The organism is Serratia sp. H402Y (assembly GCF_051172415.1).
Lineage (GTDB): Bacteria > Pseudomonadota > Gammaproteobacteria > Enterobacterales > Enterobacteriaceae > Serratia > Serratia ureilytica.
Genome location: NZ_JBPIYZ010000001.1, coordinates 2,241,082 through 2,258,105, shown reverse-complemented (window position 1 = coordinate 2,258,105; position 17,024 = coordinate 2,241,082). Strand labels below are relative to the sequence as shown.

Annotated in this window: 13 protein-coding genes; all 13 read right to left on the bottom strand. The window is 60.7% G+C overall.

Annotation, left to right across the window (positions count from 1 at the left end; translation table 11 throughout):
* Window positions 1-93 precede the first annotated feature (93 nt).
* The gene (gene tssA, locus ACSBQS_RS11060; RefSeq protein ID WP_197666054.1) at window positions 94-1,125 is read right to left on the bottom strand and encodes a type VI secretion system protein TssA; all 1,032 of its coding nucleotides are present in this window, start codon (window positions 1,123-1,125) and stop codon (window positions 94-96) included.
* Window positions 1,126-1,148: 23 nt separating this feature from the next.
* Entirely contained in the window at window positions 1,149-1,868 is a 720-nt protein-coding gene (tagF, locus tag ACSBQS_RS11055; protein ID WP_033643553.1) for a type VI secretion system-associated protein TagF, read from the bottom strand.
* Between the two features lie 18 nt (window positions 1,869-1,886).
* Window positions 1,887-5,522, bottom strand: a complete 3,636-nt coding sequence (gene tssM, locus ACSBQS_RS11050) for a type VI secretion system membrane subunit TssM (protein WP_434990502.1) — start codon at window positions 5,520-5,522, stop codon at window positions 1,887-1,889.
* Entirely contained in the window at window positions 5,522-6,724 is a 1,203-nt protein-coding gene (locus ACSBQS_RS11045) for a DotU family type VI secretion system protein (RefSeq protein WP_049272050.1), read from the bottom strand. The genes tssM and ACSBQS_RS11045 overlap by 1 nt, the downstream gene beginning before the upstream one ends.
* Window positions 6,725-6,745: 21 nt before the next feature.
* Window positions 6,746-8,092, bottom strand: a complete 1,347-nt coding sequence (gene tssK, locus ACSBQS_RS11040) for a type VI secretion system baseplate subunit TssK (RefSeq protein WP_033644304.1) — start codon at window positions 8,090-8,092, stop codon at window positions 6,746-6,748.
* Between the two features lie 40 nt (window positions 8,093-8,132).
* The gene (tssJ, locus tag ACSBQS_RS11035) at window positions 8,133-8,663 is read right to left on the bottom strand and encodes a type VI secretion system lipoprotein TssJ (protein ID WP_033643551.1); all 531 of its coding nucleotides are present in this window, start codon (window positions 8,661-8,663) and stop codon (window positions 8,133-8,135) included.
* Window positions 8,664-8,692: 29 nt separating this feature from the next.
* Window positions 8,693-9,193, bottom strand: coding sequence for a type VI secretion system accessory protein TagV (gene tagV / locus ACSBQS_RS11030; protein ID WP_033643550.1), 501 nt, complete (start codon window positions 9,191-9,193; stop codon window positions 8,693-8,695).
* Window positions 9,194-9,241: 48 nt separating this feature from the next.
* Complete coding sequence (locus ACSBQS_RS11025) at window positions 9,242-9,634, bottom strand: DUF4150 domain-containing protein (protein WP_033643549.1); 393 nt, start codon at window positions 9,632-9,634, stop codon at window positions 9,242-9,244.
* Between the two features lie 17 nt (window positions 9,635-9,651).
* The gene (locus tag ACSBQS_RS11020; protein ID WP_033650852.1) at window positions 9,652-10,287 is read right to left on the bottom strand and encodes a DUF3540 domain-containing protein; all 636 of its coding nucleotides are present in this window, start codon (window positions 10,285-10,287) and stop codon (window positions 9,652-9,654) included.
* A gap of 30 nt (window positions 10,288-10,317) precedes the next feature.
* A complete protein-coding gene (locus ACSBQS_RS11015) occupies window positions 10,318-11,385 on the bottom strand; it encodes a pentapeptide repeat-containing protein (protein ID WP_033650853.1) in 1,068 nt (355 codons plus the stop codon).
* Window positions 11,382-13,913 (bottom strand): DUF2169 family type VI secretion system accessory protein, encoded by a 2,532-nt coding sequence (locus ACSBQS_RS11010; RefSeq protein ID WP_197666055.1) that lies wholly within the window; start codon window positions 13,911-13,913, stop codon window positions 11,382-11,384. Before ACSBQS_RS11010 ends, ACSBQS_RS11015 begins: the two co-directional genes overlap by 4 nt.
* A 197-nt stretch (window positions 13,914-14,110) precedes the next feature.
* Window positions 14,111-14,596: a hypothetical protein gene (locus ACSBQS_RS11005; protein ID WP_033650855.1), complete on the bottom strand. Its 486-nt coding sequence runs from the start codon at window positions 14,594-14,596 to the stop codon at window positions 14,111-14,113.
* 13 nt (window positions 14,597-14,609) lie between these two features.
* On the bottom strand, window positions 14,610-16,982 hold the full coding sequence (locus tag ACSBQS_RS11000; protein ID WP_223524880.1) for a type VI secretion system Vgr family protein: 2,373 nt from the start codon (window positions 16,980-16,982) through the stop codon (window positions 14,610-14,612).
* Window positions 16,983-17,024: the final 42 nt, after the last annotated feature.

Genomic DNA, 17,024 nt, shown 5'->3' with positions numbered 1-17,024 from the left:
CGCGCCTCGTCCGGCTGGGAGAGTCAGGTTCTGATTCGGGTCTGCGCAGGGGCAGACGGTATCGGGTGTCGTCAAGAGAACAAAAGTCGGCGGCTAGCTGTTCTCCTCGTTGTCGGGGCGACCGAGAATGGTCTCCAGTTGGTTAAGCCCATCGGGCGCCAAATCGCGGACGATTTGCATAAAGTCCAGCGTAATCAGTCGCTGTACCCGATCGATCATCAGCGGCGCCGGGTGGCTTGGCTCATGAAGACGAAAATAGTTTTTCACCTTGTCCAGCATCAGCTGGGCGTCATCGCGCGACTGGATCTGCGCGCTGCGCCAGTTGAGTGAGGCAGAGGTGCTCTGCACGGCGGCCGGTGGCTGCTCAGCGGCGGTTTCCTGTGTGGTGTCCGCTTCGGTGGCGGTCGGGGCCTCGCTCTGGCCAGCAAGCGCCACCAGCGAAAAGACCTTGGTCAGCGCGCTCATTTCCGGCAGCGCGCTTTCACCCAGATGGCGGGTGACTTCGCTGCGAATGGCGGCCAGGGTGTTGGCGATATGCATCACCAGCGCGCCTTCGGGGCGATCCTGTTGCGCCAGCTCATCCTGCAGCCGTGCGCGGCCGCCGGGAAAGTTGGGGCACTCTTGCTTGCTGCCGTCGAGCAGGGCGCCGGCATCGCGCAGCGAGATTTCACCGGCGGCGCTTTTCAGCAGCGGTGCGGCGCGCACGCTGGCGGCCAGCGCGGCCTTGTCGCCAAGGTCGGCCAGCGCGTTGATGCGAAACAGCGGGTCGGCCTCACCGTCGAACTCCAGCGGCGGCTGCAGGGCATCCCAGTAGCGGAGTATCGCCTGGTGGATCAGCGTCAGCCCGTCGGCATAGCCCGGCAATCCGCGCAGCTGGGTCCAGGCGCGGGTGAGATACAGCATGACGCGCAGGTCTTTGGTGCGCGCCAGCAGCGAGCTTGCGAGACGCTCGACCTGCACCCAATCCGGCGCCTCTTCCGGAATGATGGTGCTGCCGAATTGCTGTTCGGCTTTGCCGGTGGCGGCGCGCGCCATGGCCAGAAAGTCGGCGTCGTATTCCAGGTTGTCGCCGCAGGGCGTGTCCGCGTCAACCGGGGCCAGCAGGGTATCGGTGTCGATAGCCATAAGATTTCCTTCAACGAGCGATGTTAATCAAACATTTGCGGGTACTGGCCGCCGCGGCCTGGGCGCGCCCAGCCGTTGGGTTCGAACAGCAATGAAAACAGCTGCACGGTGAGGTTGCCGCTGTGCACGTGGGTGTAGAGCGGGTGCCCGTCGGCCTGATTGGTCCACCAAAAGCTGGTGTACTGCGCCGGATCGAAACAGTCGGCGGCCTGCTGCCAGCCGAGGCCCGGTACGTCCGGATGCTGGAAACCGATAATCGACAAGATCTCGGAGTCCGCTTCCGCCGGCGGGCTGGGCAACGCCGGGATCGCCTGCAGCGTGCGGTCGATCTGTTCGGCGGAGAAGCCGTTGCGCACGCCGTTCAGCAGGGTATGGCCGAGCTGTTGGTACCAGCTCGCCGCCATGTTCAGCTGTTGCGGGCGCCAATCCTGTTGGCTGAACAAGCGCAGCGCGCAGATGGGGTAACGCCGCCCGACGCGGTCGCGCGCCGGCAACAGGCAGCCCATCTGCACGTACTGGCTGCCGAGCGTGGCGGGGATCACGAAGTTCCACACCGGCGCGTTGCTGAACGGGTGATCGTTTGGCCCCTGCGCATCGCGCTGCAAATTCACCAGCCCGTTATGGAACCAGTGGGCCCAGTTGTTGACCACCGGGTCAGGCAAACGGCGTTGCAGGAAGTCACCGGCGGAAGGAAGTTTGCCGTACCAGCCGATGCTCGTCGGGGCGCTTGAATCAGTGCTCATGGTCATGTCCTTTCGGGGCTACGGGCACGAGAAGGCCGGCAGTTGGAACGGATTGCGAATGCTGTTGGGCGTGAACTCCAGCGTGACGCGGTGGCCGTCGAGATTGAACGTCGCCTGACGGCCGAGGCCGCCGGTGCCCGAAGACTGCGCCATATCCACCAGGCGGTTCAGCGCCCACGGCCCGCTGGTCACCAGACTGGCGGTGGTGCCGTTGGCCAGCGCCAGCTGCAGATGCACCTGGTTGGTATTGCGGGTGCCCGGCCAGCTGACCACCAGCGGCACCTGCGGGCCGTGGCTGTATTTGAACAGCTGCCCGTCGATATCCAGCGTCAGGTTGAGGATGTCGTTATCCATCCGCACCGGCCGCACGGTCACGCGGTAAGAGGGCGTCGCCGTGCCGTTGGCGAAAAAGGCGTCGCGGATGCGCTGCGCCTGCTGGAACGACCGCAGGATGCCTTCGCCGCCGGGCAGCGTCTTGCCGTCCACGCCGGGCGTGAAACGCCAGTTGGCGCGGGTGGTATCGACCTTGCCCTGCAGGTTGTCGCGGAAGAAGCTGTCCATCAGCCCGCTGTTCGGCGCGAACATGCGCGCCAAATCGTCCGGCGTCACTTCCTGGCGCGCCCGGGCCACCAACGGATAACGCCCGGCGATCGCCTGGCGGCAGAAGCTGCCGACCTCGAAGCTGATGCGCTTTTTCACGTTCTCCATCTCTTTGCGCTGGGTGTCGCTGCTGGCGCCGATCGCCAGCGACAGCAGCATCTGTTTGAACGGCACCGGCAAGCGGCCGGATTCGGCCTGCAGGCGCGGGATGATGTCGCTCGGCGGCGCCGACATGCCGCTGTTGGCCGCGCCTTGCACCGCCGTCAGGTAGCTGTACAGCTCATCGACCTGTTTCAGCACGCTGTCGAAAGGGATCGCCTTATTGCCTTCGCCCTGGCTTTGCGCCAGCTCAAGCAGCGGCGCGAAGTGCGCCATCACCAGCTGTTCCGGTTGGGCAGACACGTCGCCGTCGGCGTTGGCCGGCCGGTTGGTGAACAGCGCCTCCAGCGTGCGGTTGGCGTTTTGATTCAGCTTGTCTTCGGTTTTGGCCAGCAGCGAGCGGGAATCGGCGTCGCTTTTCTCGTCGCGCAGGGTGACGTTTTTGCTGACGTTAACCAGCAGATTGCGCATCGGCGACGGATTGCCGGACAGCAGGCGCGCGCTGCTGATGCGCTGGGTCAGGTTGCCGATGTTGGCCAGTTGGATATCGCCCAGCAGCTCATCCCAGGCGCTGATAAAGTCCTGCATGTACAGCTGACGGATGGTCTTGGTCAGATCGGCGCTTTTCTGCTCCGGCGTCTGGCTGTTCAACACCCAGACGTCTTCCTTGCGCAGGGTATCGGTCACCGGATCGATGTTGTCGTTGAACGCTTTCCAATACCCCTGTGAGGTGAACAGGCCCGGCACGCCGTCGGTCACCGGTTTGCCGCTTTTGCGGCTGAACGCCAGTTCGGTCTGCGGACCGGCCAAATCGACCAGGCTGACCGGCTTGATGTCGGTCTGTTTCAGCAGCAGACGCTTAAGGCGGCCGTAGACGCGTTGCGACAGCGGCGCCCGATTGAGCGCGGCCTGCGCCTGCGCCACCAACGGCTCGTCTTTGGCGTAAGGCGAGGCCTGGATCTGCGTATCCAGCAGTTGGCTCAGGTGCCATTCGATCTGCTGCAGCTGTTTTTGGGTGCTGCCCTGCGGCAGGTTGCGCTGCAGGTTGAGCATCACCCAGGCGCGCAGGAATTTGCCGTCGTACTGCTTCGGCAGATACAGCATCTGGTAGGCCTTCAGCGCTTCATAGCTGAAGTCCGCGTCGCCGTGGTTATCGTTGCGCAGCGTGGCGGCGATCTGTTGCGCCACCTGCGGCAGCAGCAGTTCTTTCAGCGCTTTTTGGTACAGGGCATTGCCGGCGTCGCCGACCTGATCGCCGCGGAACAATCCCATGCGATAGGTGAACGGCGGATCGTCCAGCGAAAAGTTCTGGCTGTCCGGCAGATGCAGCAGGCTGTTGAGGAACGGCAGCAGCGAGAACATATCGCCGTTGCCCAACTGGGTCAGGCTTTGCCCCTGGCGCTCGACGCCGGGCACCTTGGCGGCCACTTCCGCCAGATAGGCCTTGTTGTTGCCGTAGCTGGTGAACCACAACATCGCCAGCACCGCCAGGATCACCGCCAGCGCGATGTACCCCGCCCAGTGCAGGGCGCGGTTGCGGTATTCCCACCAGCGGTTGCTGCCCGCCAGCCCGGACTCCTGGAAGACCACCGATTCCAGCGTCTCTTTCAGGAAGAAGCTCTGGCCTTTGGCTGCCGGGATCGGCGTTTCCTGGCCCACGCTGTCCCAGGCCGCGTTGACCTGCGCCCCTGAGTTGGCCGGCGGCAGCTGCAGGTAGCGGTTCAGTTCGCCCATCACTCGGTCAAACGGCAGACCTTCCTGAGTGCCGCTGGTGAAGTAGATGCCGCGCGGGGTAAAGCGGGTTTCAAAACTGGAGGTGGCGAACACCTGTTCCAGATATTGGCCGAGCAGCGGGCGCAGCGCGGCGAACTCCTGCGGGAACAGGTAGCTTTCGGCGCGTTGGCGCGCGTCGTGCTCCATCAGCAGCGTATCCGGCAGCGCCGCATCCAGCCGTTGTTGCAGCAGGGCGTATTGTTGTTCGAAGGCGGCGTTCAGGTTGAAGTCCGGCTGCCGCGAGCGCTCGTAAGGGAAGGTGAATCCCCAGATCTGGTCGCGCTGCGCTTTGTCGAAGTTGCCGAAATAGGCCATAAAGCCGTTGAGCAGGTCGGTTTTGGTCACCAGCACATAGACCGGGAAGTGAATGCCCAGCTGTTCGTGCAGTTCTATCAGGCGTTTTCGCAGCGCGCTGGCCTGCGCGGCGCGCGCTTCCGCGCTGTCGCTCAGCAGATCGGCGACGCTGATGGTGACCATCACGCCGTTGATCGGCTGGCGGGTGCGATATTTTTTCAGCAGCGCGACGAAGCTTTGCCATTCGCCGGCGTCTTCTTCGCGCTGGCTTTCCTGGGTGGTGTAGCGGCCGGCGGTGTCGAGCAGCACCGCGTCGTTGGTAAACCACCAGTCGCAGTTGCGGGTGCCGCCCACGCCGCGCAGCGCGGACTTGCCGAAGCGATCCGCCAGCGGAAAATGCAGGCCGGAGTTGACCAGCGCGGTGGTTTTACCGGCGCCGGGCGCGCCGATGATCACATACCACGGCAGCTGATACAGATATTGGCGGCTGAAGCGGGTCATCCAGCGATGTTTGCCGTCGCCCTGGCCCGGGGCGAAGCGCGCCTTTTTCAACAGCTGCGCAGCTTCGTCGAAACGCTGGGCCAGCGGATCGTCTGGTTTGATCGCGGGCTTGCCGTCTTCCGCCGGCACCGCTTCGGCGGCGCGCAGATTGCTCAGCAGACGGCTGTTGAACCAGGCGCTGTAGAGGCGCGGGATCAGGCGGCACAGGAACCAAATCAGGTAGATAGTGCCGATGGCGATCTGGCGGTTGAGTTCCGGCTCCAGCGGGCGATAGTCACCGATGGCGACCAGCGGGCCGATCGTCCAGATGATGAACGCCAGCGCGGTGATGCCGACAAAGCCCCACAGCAGGCGGCTGGTGATGATGGAGAATAACGTACTGAGCATTACTTTCCGGTTCCTTGCGGCAAGCCGTTGATTTCCGCCTGGGTGTTTTCCGGGGCGACCAACAGCGTAATTTCTACCCGGCGGTTCAACGCGCGGTTCACTTTGTTATCGTTCGGCGCGACGGGGTTGCTCTCGCCGCGGCCCTCGGCCTTGACCCGCTGCGGGTTGGCGAGGTGTTTTTGCAAGCGGGCGCTGACCGCTTCGGCGCGCGCCAGCGACAGCTCCCAGTTGGAGGCGAAGCGGGCGCTGCGGATCGGCACGTTGTCGCTGTAGCCGGTGACCAGGATTTTGCCGCTGACGCCGTTCATGGCGGCGGCGATGCGGTCGATGACCGGAATATAGTTGGCGCGCACCGTGGTGGCGGCGGAGTCGAACAGCCCGTCGCCTTTGAGGATCACCACGCTTTGCTGCGCTTCGTCGCGCACCACCACCAATCCTTCGGCGATCTCCTTGCGCAGGAAACTTTTCAGGCTCAGCGTCGGCGGCGCGGCCGGCGCCGGATTACCGATCGCCACCTGCGGCAGGTTGGTTTGGTAAATCGCTGCCAGCACCGGGCTGGTGTTGTCGCCCAGCCGCCAGTTGAGGGCGATAAACAGCAGCGAAGCCAGGAAGCCGGTCAGCGCCACGCAGGCCCACAGCGGCACCAGCGGACGCCACAGTTTCTGTTGTACCGGCAGATCCAACGCATGAGGCGACAGGGGCGGGGCGTAGCCGCCGCGCACCGACCGAATCAGCTGCAGCAGGCGCTGCTTCATGGTTTCCAACTGCGAGCGGCCGTTTTCCATCACCCGGTAGCGGCCTTCAAAGCCCAGCAGCAGGCAATAATTGATCAGCTCCAGCAGATTGATGTGCTCGCGCGGGCTCTGCGACAGCTTGGCCAGCAGCTGGAAGAACTTCTCGCCGCCCCAGGTTTCGTTATGGAAGGTCACCAGCAGCCCGCTGCCGGACCACACGCTGTTGCTGCCCCACGGGGTCAGCGCCGCCGCTTCATCCAGCGCGGTGCACAGACAATAACGCGCGCCGATGATCACTTCGTACGGCAGGTTGGCGCGTTGGCCGCGGATCTCGAAGCGGCGCATTTCGTCGATCAGCTGTTGGCGCAGCTGCGCCGGGTTGGCGTGCGTGGCCGATTGGCGGATCTGCGAAATGGCGTTCAGCAGCGGGTTGGCGGCGTCCACCAGCGGGTTGGCCGCCGGCGCCATGCTATTTTCCTGAGTCATAGGTTACCGGTCCGTATGGCTGCGAATCGCCCAAAATTCCATGTCCAGCCCCGGAAATTCGCCGGCCAGGTGCAGGGCGAAGGCGCTGGATTTTTCCATCTGTTTCCAAAGGTCGCCGCCTTTTTCCAGCTCGAAATAGGTGTAGCCGGCGTGATAAGGGATCTGGCGCGGCGCGACGGGCATGGTGCGCAGACCGATGCCCGGCAGCTGCAGCTGCACCAGATCGCGGATGCGCGTGACCGGGGCGATCTTCATCTGCGCCGGGAAGTGGGTCAGCAACACCTCGGCGGCCACGTCGGCGCGCACCGCCAGCACGAAGCCGAAGTCGCGCATCATTTTGGCGTCTTGCACGGTGGCGACGTTCAGACCGTGGGAGCGCTCGACCAGCGTCAGCTGAATGGCGTTGTCCTCCAGCACCACCGACAGGCCCTGACGCAGCAACAGCATCAGCTTGCCGAAGCACAGCGCCAGATTGTCGTGGTCATACACCGGCAGGCGGCCTTCCGGGGTGCGCTGCGCCGAGAAGCTGGCGAGTTCGGTGGCGAACTGCAGCCAATCGGCGAACAGGCGCTCCGGGTGCAGATGGTCGAGGTGGTAGGCATGGCTCACCTGACCGAGATGGCGGTTGATCAGCTGCAGCAGCATGAAATCGACCATTTCGGAACTGCCGCCGCGGCCCGGTTGCAGCAGGCGTTGACTCATCTGCTGGCTGCGCTGTTGCAGCAGACCCTGCAGATCGTTGATGAAGGTCTTCAGTACCGGGTTGCCCTGGCAGTTCAGCATCGGCGGGATTTGCGCCGTATCGAGACGCAGGCTGTTGTCGCCGCGCTTTTCCAGCACGCGGGTGACGCCGAGCGCCGTCCATTCGGCGTTCAGCTCGCTCTCCAGCATCAGCCGCAGGCGCAGGCGACCGAATTGCAAGGCCGCGCTGCCCACCGAGACGGCGTTGAGATCGTCGACTTCGGTCTCGTAAGCCAGATAGCGCGCCAGCGCTTCCGGGCTTTCCTGAAAGATCACGTCTTCACGCCCCGCGCGATAGGTCGGCAGAGCCAGCACCACGTTTTCACCGGTCTTGTTGTCGGCGATGGCCAGCGGCGCGGGCGCCTGCTGGGCGCCGGAGAAGCGAAACGGCGTGCCGTCGGGCATGATGCCGCTGGCGGCGTTGAGCGCGATCTTGCCCTGGCGCAGCAGCGTTTGGTCCAGATCCAGGGTGAGAAATCCCCAGAAACAGCCGCTGTGGGCCTGGCCCCAGTTGCGCATATAGCCTTCGAGATAGTTTTCCGCCTGCTGGAAATGGTGAGGGCGCAAAAACATCCCCTCAGTCCAGACAACCTTATGAGCATCTTTCATCATCACACCTATAGTTACTTCGCTTCAGCGCAGCGGTAGGTCAGTCGACCTTTTTTACGGGGCGCAGGCCACTCACGCCCGCGACGATATGCGCTTCCAGCTCATCCGGCGAGAATTGCCATACCTTGTAGAAATTGGTTTCGGTGGGTTCCGGCAGCGGCAGTGAAATGCGCCAGGTCTTGCCGTCCAGATTTTGATATTCGGCGATCACGCCGATGTAACGTGCGTCCAATGTGCTTTGCCCACCGAGCTTTTTGCCGGTCTGGCCCGGCGTCAGGAAGAACTGATCGCTGTCCAGCAGGCTGTTGCCGAGCACGCTTTTGGCGTCGTTTTGCAGACTGAAAAAGTCGGCTTCCATGAATTCCGCATCCGAGCGCAGCAGCAGCACGCGAATTTTGATCGGCGCCGGTTGCGCGCCGGCGGCGGCGTTGACCTGGCGGTCAGCGTCGAAGACCAGGCTGTAACGCGCCGGCACGCTTTTCGCGGAAGACATGCAGCCGCCGAGCGCCAGCGCGCCCAGCAGCAGAAACAGCATCCCGCACCAGCGGGAAGCGATAGGGGTCGTCGTCATGGGAATCTCGTCGCCCGCAGGCGTGCTGACTACTGGAGGATCCAGGTGGCTGAGCCGGCGTTTTTGCACGCCTTGCTGTCGCCGCCGACTTTAACGCAGTCCTGCTTGGCGGCGCGCGCGCGGCGCGGCAGATCTTTGCGCAGCGTCGCTTTGTAGCGCGCTTCCGGCACGCCGGCGTTGGCCTGGATATACCCCACCAGATCGCCGCCACGGATGGCGGAGATCGCCAGCCAGTTGTTTTCCACTTCGCCCAGCGCGTAGAACGCGGCGGCATTGTCCAGGCTGCCGACGGCGGTGCCGGTATAATTCGGGCTGCTCATGATGCTGGCGGCGTACAGGCTGCGGTACTCCTCACCGATCGGTTTGAACTGTTTCGGCGCGCTCACCGCGGCGCGGTGCTTTAGCGTGACGCCGTTGACTTCACTGCTGACGATGGCGTCGTTATTGAGCGCCGGCGGCGGTGGCGGTGGGGTGGAGCAACCGGCAAGCGTCAGGGCGGTCAACAACGTCAGGGTAATCCGTGTTTTCACAATGTCCTCTTTTTCTTGATTGAATGGCTGTGTAATAAAGCGCCGTCATCAGGGCGCAAGCAGCAACACTTTTAATTGGCTCGGCACGATGCGCATGCCGAGCGCGTTGGTGGAGTTCTGCAGGCTGAGACTGGTCAGCCGGGTGGCCGGGGTGCCTTTGAGCAGCACGGTAAAGGCGCCGGTCAGGTGGCGGGACGGCCCCATCACCGTGCCGGAAGCGACGCCGGTGGCCACGCCGGGGTTGTCGCCGTTGGTCAGTGGCGTCACCGTCGCCATGTTGTGCGCCGGGGTGCCGACGAACAGAATGTTGAACGCGTTCGGGATGGCGGTCGGCGCCAGGGCGATATCCGGGTAGGGAATGGGCACCGGCGCCGGGCTTGGCGTCAGACAGACGTCGGGAAACGCCAGGTCCACGCCGATCATTTGGCTGTTGGCAAACATAAAAGGCCTCCGCAAGGTTATCCGACGTGGATCTGTTCCGAATCCAGCTTGGTGATGTCTTTCGAGGTAATCAGCGTGTTGCGAGCATGAATGCGGGCGTAATCTTCCGCCTGATAATCCAGCTGCCCGGCGCGCACGTGCTCGGTCTGGCGCACTTTGCGAAACAGCGAGTGGCTGATCTGGCTGACCGAATGCCACAGTGACTCGCAGCGTTTGCCGACCAGGCGGCTGATGCTGACGAAAGCCGAGAGCTCTTCGCCGCTGTATTTCATCTTGTCGACGTGGCAGTCGCCGCTGTTCGCTTGCAGGGTCATGGCGTCGCCGCTCAGGTTCAGCGCCTGCGCGCCGTGCAGCGACAGCGAGCCGTGCAGCGTTTCAATGTGCAGATCGCCTTCGACGCTCAGCCGCGCCGCGTTTTGCGGTTCCGCGCGCTCGAGGACGGCGATCGCCCACAGCTGGTGGCCGCAACCGGCGACCAGCACGCTATCGCCGAGGGCCGGCGTCAGCAGGCAGCTGGCCGCACGGCGGCAATGCCAGCCGCGGCCTTCACATTCCACCACCAGGCTGCCGTCCGGCAACAGGTTGACGACCTGGCCGGCGGCCTGTTGGGGCGGCGCGATGTTGACGGCGCGAGTAGTGTTGACAACGCTCATGGTGATCCCCTCGTGAAGTGGTCAATACGTTCAAATGCGGCTTTGGCGCTGTGCGCTCCAGATTTCGGCGGCGTACAGCTCTTCGTCGCGCTCGAGAATGCCGCTGCGGTCGCCCCAGCGCGTTTGCTGCTGGTGGGCGCGGTGCATGCGGGTGCGCATGAAGCGCGCACGCCGGAAATCGGCGGCGCCGATGTCGGCATAACAAAAATCGGCGTAGGTCAGGTCGCTGTCGCTGAAATCACAGCGCGCCGCGCGGCTGTGCTGGAACACGCCCTGATACAGACGCGCCTGGTTGAAGTTGGCGGCGTCCAGCGTCGCTTCGCTGAAAATCGCCTGATCGAACTGCCCGCTGCGGCACTGCGCCTGAGTCAGGTTGGCCTCCAGCCACAGCGACTGCTGCGCCTGCACGCCCGTCAGGTTGGCGCGCCGCAGCGAAGCGCCCTTGAAGTTGCTTTGGCGCAGCGTCGCCTGGCTGAAGTCGACGTCGTCCAATTGGTTATCGGTAAACTGGCAGGCGATCAGGCGCTGCCCGGCGTAACTTTTGCCCCGGTGGTCGCATTCGAAAAACGTGACGCGGTCGAACGAACAGCCTTTTAAATCAGTACTACGAAGGTCAAGACGAAAGAAGGTGACAAGTGACAACTGACTTTGAGCCAGGTTAACCTGCTGTAATGCCGTTTCGTAAAAGGTCACGCGATCCTGGATTGACGCGCCAAAATCACCGCATTCGAGTGGGCAGCGCATAAATTGCGTTTGGTCGAGCACGGCCTGCTTGAAACTGGCATCGTTAAGCCGACATTCATTGAAAATGCTTTGTTCCAGCCGGCACTCTGTGAAGTCGGCCCCCGCCAGGGCGCACTGATTGAAGGTGGTCTGATGCAAGGTTTGCCGGGCGAAACAGCACCGATCCAGACAGCATTCACTGAAGGTGGTCTCCTGCAGATTGCATCCGCTGAAATCTATACCTTGCAGATTGACTCGTGAAAAAATTACGCCGGACAGGTCCCAACCGCGCAGATCCAAATGGCTGATGTCACATTCCTGCAGAGGTTCACCGCGCTCTATTTGCTGCCGAACGCTTTCTGCTTCAAGCGTCATAATTTCTCCTGAACGGTGCGAGGCAGCGTTTTTGTTTGTCGGGTATAAGCACCATCAATTTTTGTTGAGCCGTCAATCCGCGATTGCGACAGGTCGGCGCGGAACAAATTAGCGCCGCGTAAATCGGCGCCGCTGAACAGGCTTTTTTGCATCACTGCACTGACAAAACTGGCGTTAGTCAGATCGGCGTTGCTGAAGTCGCAGCGGATGAACAAGCTGCCATTGCCGTTCGCTTTCTGCAGGTTGGCGGCAGTGAGCTGGGCCTCGGAGAAGTCGCTGTTATCAATCCGTGCAAGACGAAAACAGGCCTGATGCAGCGGTAACTGACGCAAATTGCATTGCTTGAGCGTCGCTTCGCTGAAGTTCGCTCTGGGCATCGCGCTCTGTGCGACAAAAGAGCATGTTTGCAGTCTGGCCCCCTGAAATGAGCAGCCTTCCGCACGGGTTTCGACCAACGAACAGGTATCAAGCCGAGCATGACTGAAGTCGAACCCTTCGAGTTGGCAGCGAATGAACGTCACTTTCTCCAGCTTGGCTTGATGAAATTTCAGCTGGCTCAATGTCAAAGCCATCATCGTGATGACGCAGAGCGTGGCCTGGGAGAAATTGCATTGCGTCATAAAAGTGCGGTATCCCGCCAACTGCTCCAGTCTGCTTCCCGTGAAATTGCAGTTTTTGAACAGCGTTTCCTGAATATTGGTTTCCACCAGGGTTGCATGAGAAAAGTCAGCGTTCTCACAGTGAGCCAACGCCAGGGAGGCGTGATTCAGGTTAGCCCCTTGCAGGCGGGCGCCGGTGAAGTCTGCACGCGCCAACATCGCTTGTTCAAAATTAGCATGGTCGAGACGGCAACCGCTGAAATTGGCGTTTTCCAGCAGACAACGGCTGAAGTCTGCACCGGTGAGATCCAAACCGGAAAGATCGGCGCCGGTCAGATCGATACCGCTAAAGTTTTTATCGCCGCGTTGGGTGGCCATCGCGCGGTTACGTATGATCGTCGCTAAGTCGCCACTCAGCCGCAGCGCAGGGCCTTGTGATTGTGCGGTCATCAGGTAGGCCTGATACAGCGCTTGTTCCTGTTCTTCCAGGCGGCGACGATCGGCGGGATCGCTATGTTGGTAGAGCATATCCCGCATCTGCTGGAAATTTTCATGCCCGCTGCTTGACGGCGGCGCCTCGACGACGCTTTGCGGATCAACCCCCTGGGCCCGCAGTTCGTCATACAGAGCCTGTTGTCTTTGCTCAGCCTCCTGTTCAAGACGCTCGACATAGTCGGGCAACTCATCCAATGCGGGGCGTTCCGTCGGGGGAAGTGCTTCATCGATGTCCTGACCTTCCGAGAGTCGGCGATCGCGATAGTGTTGTTGCAGGTGTTGCTGATAACGAGTGAGGTTGCGCACCGCCGGGCTTTCTTCTGTCGTTTGCTTCGTATCCAACCAGGGGCCGATGGCCGATTCAGGCACCAGCTCTTTTTCGCGAAAGGCGAATAAACCGCCTTTCTCGGTATCGCTGCGTTGGCGCAATACCTTGCGATAATGATTGGCTGAGCGAGCGGCACCGGACAGTTCTAACGCCGGCATAAGGTGCAGAACGTCAGCGGCGTCGTCTTCGTCAATACGTACGCTGCCGTGATAAATCAACAACATCTGTTGGCGATGCGGAAAGAACCAGACTGTCGTGTGCCGCATGGCGATTTCTTCGATCTCGGGTTCGCCGTGTCGCAGCCGATTGATAAAGCAGCGGGCTATCCACGTTGGTAGCTGTCCTTGTTGGCAGGGGATCTGCGGATGCATGTTCCAAATACGATAGGTGGCGCCGCTCGGAAGTGCATCACGCTGCGGCCATTGCTGATCGTGATCCGCCATATTAAACAGGCGCCAATCAGTATCGCTGGCCAGCCCTGGGAACTCATTTTGCAGCCAGTTGGCGTCGTATTTTTTGCCGATGCGGCTGAAACGGCGTGGCCAATTGATGTCCAACGCGTCAAAGCTGACGGGGAGCGCAGTCTGGCGCGGCGAGCTCAGTCGATTGTGCAGCGGTTCGATATTGGGGAGGGGACAGCGAGAACCCCGTGGAAGTGTTTCTGGGTTAGCGCCAAGGCCGTGCGGGTTTTCAACCCATTGCGGGCCGCCGAAAGCGCGGCTCCAATCCAGACGCATTTCATCAAAGGGGAGTGGGGATGAGGGGCGATCATTGATCCAGTGACGATCGCCGAAGACCACCAGCGTTTTCTCCAGCGTATCCAACTGGATTTTAACCGCACAAGCGGTTTTATCAGCTTGATGATGGGTATAGGCGTAGCCGGTGGCAAGAAATTCTGCACAGGCTTTAGGAAAGGCGAGATCGAGCACGCCGCCGCTCAAGGTCAGCTCTTCGCTGGCGAGTTGCCATAGTTCAGGCTCGGGGCGCAGACGTGGGGACGCCCCCATGTCGGCTAACGCCAAAACGGAAACGCCCAGATAATTTTCCCCCTGCCAACGGTAGGGGCGATGAAGCGTGCTCAGACGCAAAGGTTTTACGACTTTCATTGTGTGTGCAAGGCTTCCGGTAGATACCTGCGGGCAACATGTTGCGCCGCACAAAAACAATCCCGTTTTTCGCTTTATTGGATATCAGGCAAAGTCACATCAGATGAAAATATTCACCCGCGGTTGGATTCAGGGGAAGGTAACGCTCCCCAAATAAAAACGACGAGTAAGATAAAAATGCAAGTGATTATAAATAGTTATATAGATAGCCCTTTGCGAACCAGCAGGACTGTCGCTACGGACAGCGCGGCAGCGATTGCCTTGGCTGCAAATTGCACCGCGCTCTCCAGGTGATAGGGGGCGAAGAAACCTACTGCGGCGGATGCCAACACCAGCAACGCGGCGAGCAAAGCGAAGCATCCAAGCTCTCCCATCAGGGACAGCGCGCCGCCGGGAGTGGTGACGCCCAAGTACACCATCAGGAAACCGGGAAGGATTAGGAAACCGATCAACTCTGCAGGGTAATTCACCGCCGACATCACGTACTGGTTGTATTTAAGGAGCGCTAGCATCAGCACGACAAAGATGAGCAGACGTGCAGGGAAAGACAGAGGTTTATTTGCCGGCAAAATATTTTTGCAAATCGCGGCGATCAGCACGCCACCCACCAAAATGCCGAACAGGGTAAAGACGATTTTACCCCAGAGACTGTCCTGTGTCGCAAAGTCAATAAACGAACCCATCGTGACGCTTTCCTTATGAAATAGATGTCAGGATCGCAATCGCGAGCCTAATGGAACAATAAGTCATTTTCAGATCGTTGAAATCGGCTTCCGGACCTTTCTTATACAAGATGAACTGAGGTTCGAACTTCACTACTGCTGCGGTTTTAACATCGACGGTCAGCCCGCCGGTAATGGAGAATGCCGCGCCAGTCTTGATGCCGACATCCAACCACTTGGTCCAGGTCATGTTCTTGGGGCGGATGATAATGTGCTCGCTGTCGCTTTTTACCGTCACCTTGTTGCCGTGGATGTAAATATCCGATCCACTGGGGCCTTCGCCATCGACAGTGGCGATCTTAATCTTCGATGCTTTCTGCACGTAGTCTGTGGCGGTGGTGACGGTTAATTTATTCTGAGAGCGCGTTTCTTCGCCGCTGACGGTGGAGGTCAGGTTGCCGGTGATATCGAGGCTCTTGTTGCCGCCCGCCAATTTGGTGCTCTGGTTTCCGCTGGTAATCTCCAGCTTCTTATCGCCGGTTTCGATTTTCGTGGACTGGCCATATTGCTCGATGGTGGTGTCTTGGCCTTGCTTAATCAGTTGGGTCTGCTTGTTTTCAATCGTATGGTGGCGATTGCCCTTCAGCAGAATGGTTTGATCGCCGGTGATGTTGACGTTATCGCCGCCGTCGTGAATGGTGAATTTACGCCCGGCTTTGATCCCCACCTGTTGCCCACTGTTAAAAGTGGCGGTTTCAGGTCCTGTCACGGTGGTGTTACGCATTGATCCAAAAAGGAAAGTTGCATTGCCGATAACCTGATGGTCTTGGGTCTTGCCGATGCGGGTGAAACGACTGCCGTCAATATTGACGTTCTTGTCGTTTTCCACCGTCATGTTCATGTTGCGTTCGGCGTGCATGTCGAAAGATTCGTTGCCGGGCGAGTCTTCCAGGAACAGGAAGCTGGCGTTGTCGACGCCGCCGCCTTTGCTGCGGCTCATAAAGCCCATTTTGGTGGCGTCGCCGGGCAGATCCCAAGGCGGCATGCTGTCTTCGTTGTAAACGCGGCCGGTGATGATGGGGCGATCCGGATCGCCGTTGATAAAGTCGACCACCACTTCCTCACCCACGCGCGGGATTTGGATCCCGCCGTATTTCCAGCCGGCCCAGGCGCTGGAGACGCGCACCCAGCAGGAGCTGGTTTCATTGCCGCTGCCGTGGCGATCCCAACGGAACTTGAGTTTCACCCGGCCATATTTATCGGTCCAGATGCTTTCGCCTTCCGGGCCAACCACTTCGGCGGTCTGCGGGCCATGGGTTTTCGGCCAGGGTGTGGTGCGCGCCGGGCGCCAGTTGATGTCCGCCGGCACCACCTGAAATTCGGTATGTTGCTCGCCAACGTCGTTATCGTTGCTGGCGTAGCTGTTTTCCTGCATGAAGTAACGCGCGCTGACCACCAGATAGGCGCGGTTGTCTTCCATGCGCGGCGCCTGGATCAGCTGAAAACGGTAGCCGGGCGCAATGCCCTGCGAACTGCCTTCCCCGCTCATCTGCTCATGCTGCGCTTCGAACTCCTGTTGGCGCACCTTGACGTAAAACTGGCCGTGGGCGTGATCGGTATAACGCCCGGGCCAGTCAAACACCTCGGCTTTGTCCTGTGCGAACGAGGCGGGATTCTGCCGGGCCTCCAGCAACCGTGCGCGCGGTTTACGAAAATCGTAGTCATCCAGGCTATACAGGCTGGGCGTGATGGCGTCCGAGACGCTCCAGCTGTTGATGCTGTCCTTGTTTTCCACCAGACCGCCTTCCGCGAGCTGATAGGGGATGCTGGCATAGCCGGCGAGTTCCTGATGCGCCGCCGGCGCGTCGGCCAGCACCAGCGTATGGCCGTCCTGCTGGTGCGTGAAATAGTAATAGATGCCTTCATGTTCCATCAGACGACTGATGAAATCGAAATCGCTCTCCTGGTACTGCACGCAGTACCCCCAGATGCGGTAGTCGTAACTGAGACGGTTATCGATCTTCACCTGATACTGCCCCAGCACCTGGGTCAGGATGTCGGGAACGGTCTTTTCCTGATAGATGCGAAAATCGCGGTTTTGCGTCAGGTACCACAGCGTGGGGCGCAGCACGGCGCGGTAGATATAGTAGCGGTTGCCGCCGGCTTCTCGTCCGGAGAGGGTCATACGCGTGATATTGCCGTTGAGATAACGCGGGGCCATCGGGTTGCCCCGCAGCTCCAGCGTGATTTTTTGTCCCAGCAGCGATTTCAGATCGAGGCGATTGTCAGGGCTGAGCAGCTCGACGTCGAACTCGAACAGCCCGGCCAGTCTTTCCTCACCGGAAAGGCTTCTGAACAACAGCTGATGGGCGGGCAAAGGCGTGTGCGCAATGATAAGGCGATCCATACTATATCCCCGGTTTAGGCATAGCTACCGCACGAGATTTGA

What these genes read in the sequence shown, in the direction of transcription:
- ACSBQS_RS11000 (WP_223524880.1), bottom strand. Translation starts at nt 16,982, where the DNA reads ATGGATCGCCTTATCATTGCGCACACGCCTTTGCCCGCCCATCAGCTG.
- ACSBQS_RS11005 (WP_033650855.1), bottom strand. Translation starts at nt 14,596, where the DNA reads ATGGGTTCGTTTATTGACTTTGCGACACAGGACAGTCTCTGGGGTAAA.
- ACSBQS_RS11010 (WP_197666055.1), bottom strand. Translation starts at nt 13,913, where the DNA reads ATGAAAGTCGTAAAACCTTTGCGTCTGAGCACGCTTCATCGCCCCTAC.
- ACSBQS_RS11015 (WP_033650853.1), bottom strand. Translation starts at nt 11,385, where the DNA reads ATGACGCTTGAAGCAGAAAGCGTTCGGCAGCAAATAGAGCGCGGTGAA.
- tssJ (WP_033643551.1), bottom strand. Translation starts at nt 8,663, where the DNA reads ATGACGACGACCCCTATCGCTTCCCGCTGGTGCGGGATGCTGTTTCTG.
- tssK (WP_033644304.1), bottom strand. Translation starts at nt 8,092, where the DNA reads ATGAAAGATGCTCATAAGGTTGTCTGGACTGAGGGGATGTTTTTGCGC.
- ACSBQS_RS11025 (WP_033643549.1), bottom strand. Translation starts at nt 9,634, where the DNA reads ATGTTTGCCAACAGCCAAATGATCGGCGTGGACCTGGCGTTTCCCGAC.
- tssA (WP_197666054.1), bottom strand. Translation starts at nt 1,125, where the DNA reads ATGGCTATCGACACCGATACCCTGCTGGCCCCGGTTGACGCGGACACG.
- ACSBQS_RS11045 (WP_049272050.1), bottom strand. Translation starts at nt 6,724, where the DNA reads ATGGCGCCGGCGGCCAACCCGCTGGTGGACGCCGCCAACCCGCTGCTG.
- tagF (WP_033643553.1), bottom strand. Translation starts at nt 1,868, where the DNA reads ATGAGCACTGATTCAAGCGCCCCGACGAGCATCGGCTGGTACGGCAAA.
- ACSBQS_RS11020 (WP_033650852.1), bottom strand. Translation starts at nt 10,287, where the DNA reads ATGAGCGTTGTCAACACTACTCGCGCCGTCAACATCGCGCCGCCCCAA.
- tssM (WP_434990502.1), bottom strand. Translation starts at nt 5,522, where the DNA reads ATGCTCAGTACGTTATTCTCCATCATCACCAGCCGCCTGCTGTGGGGC.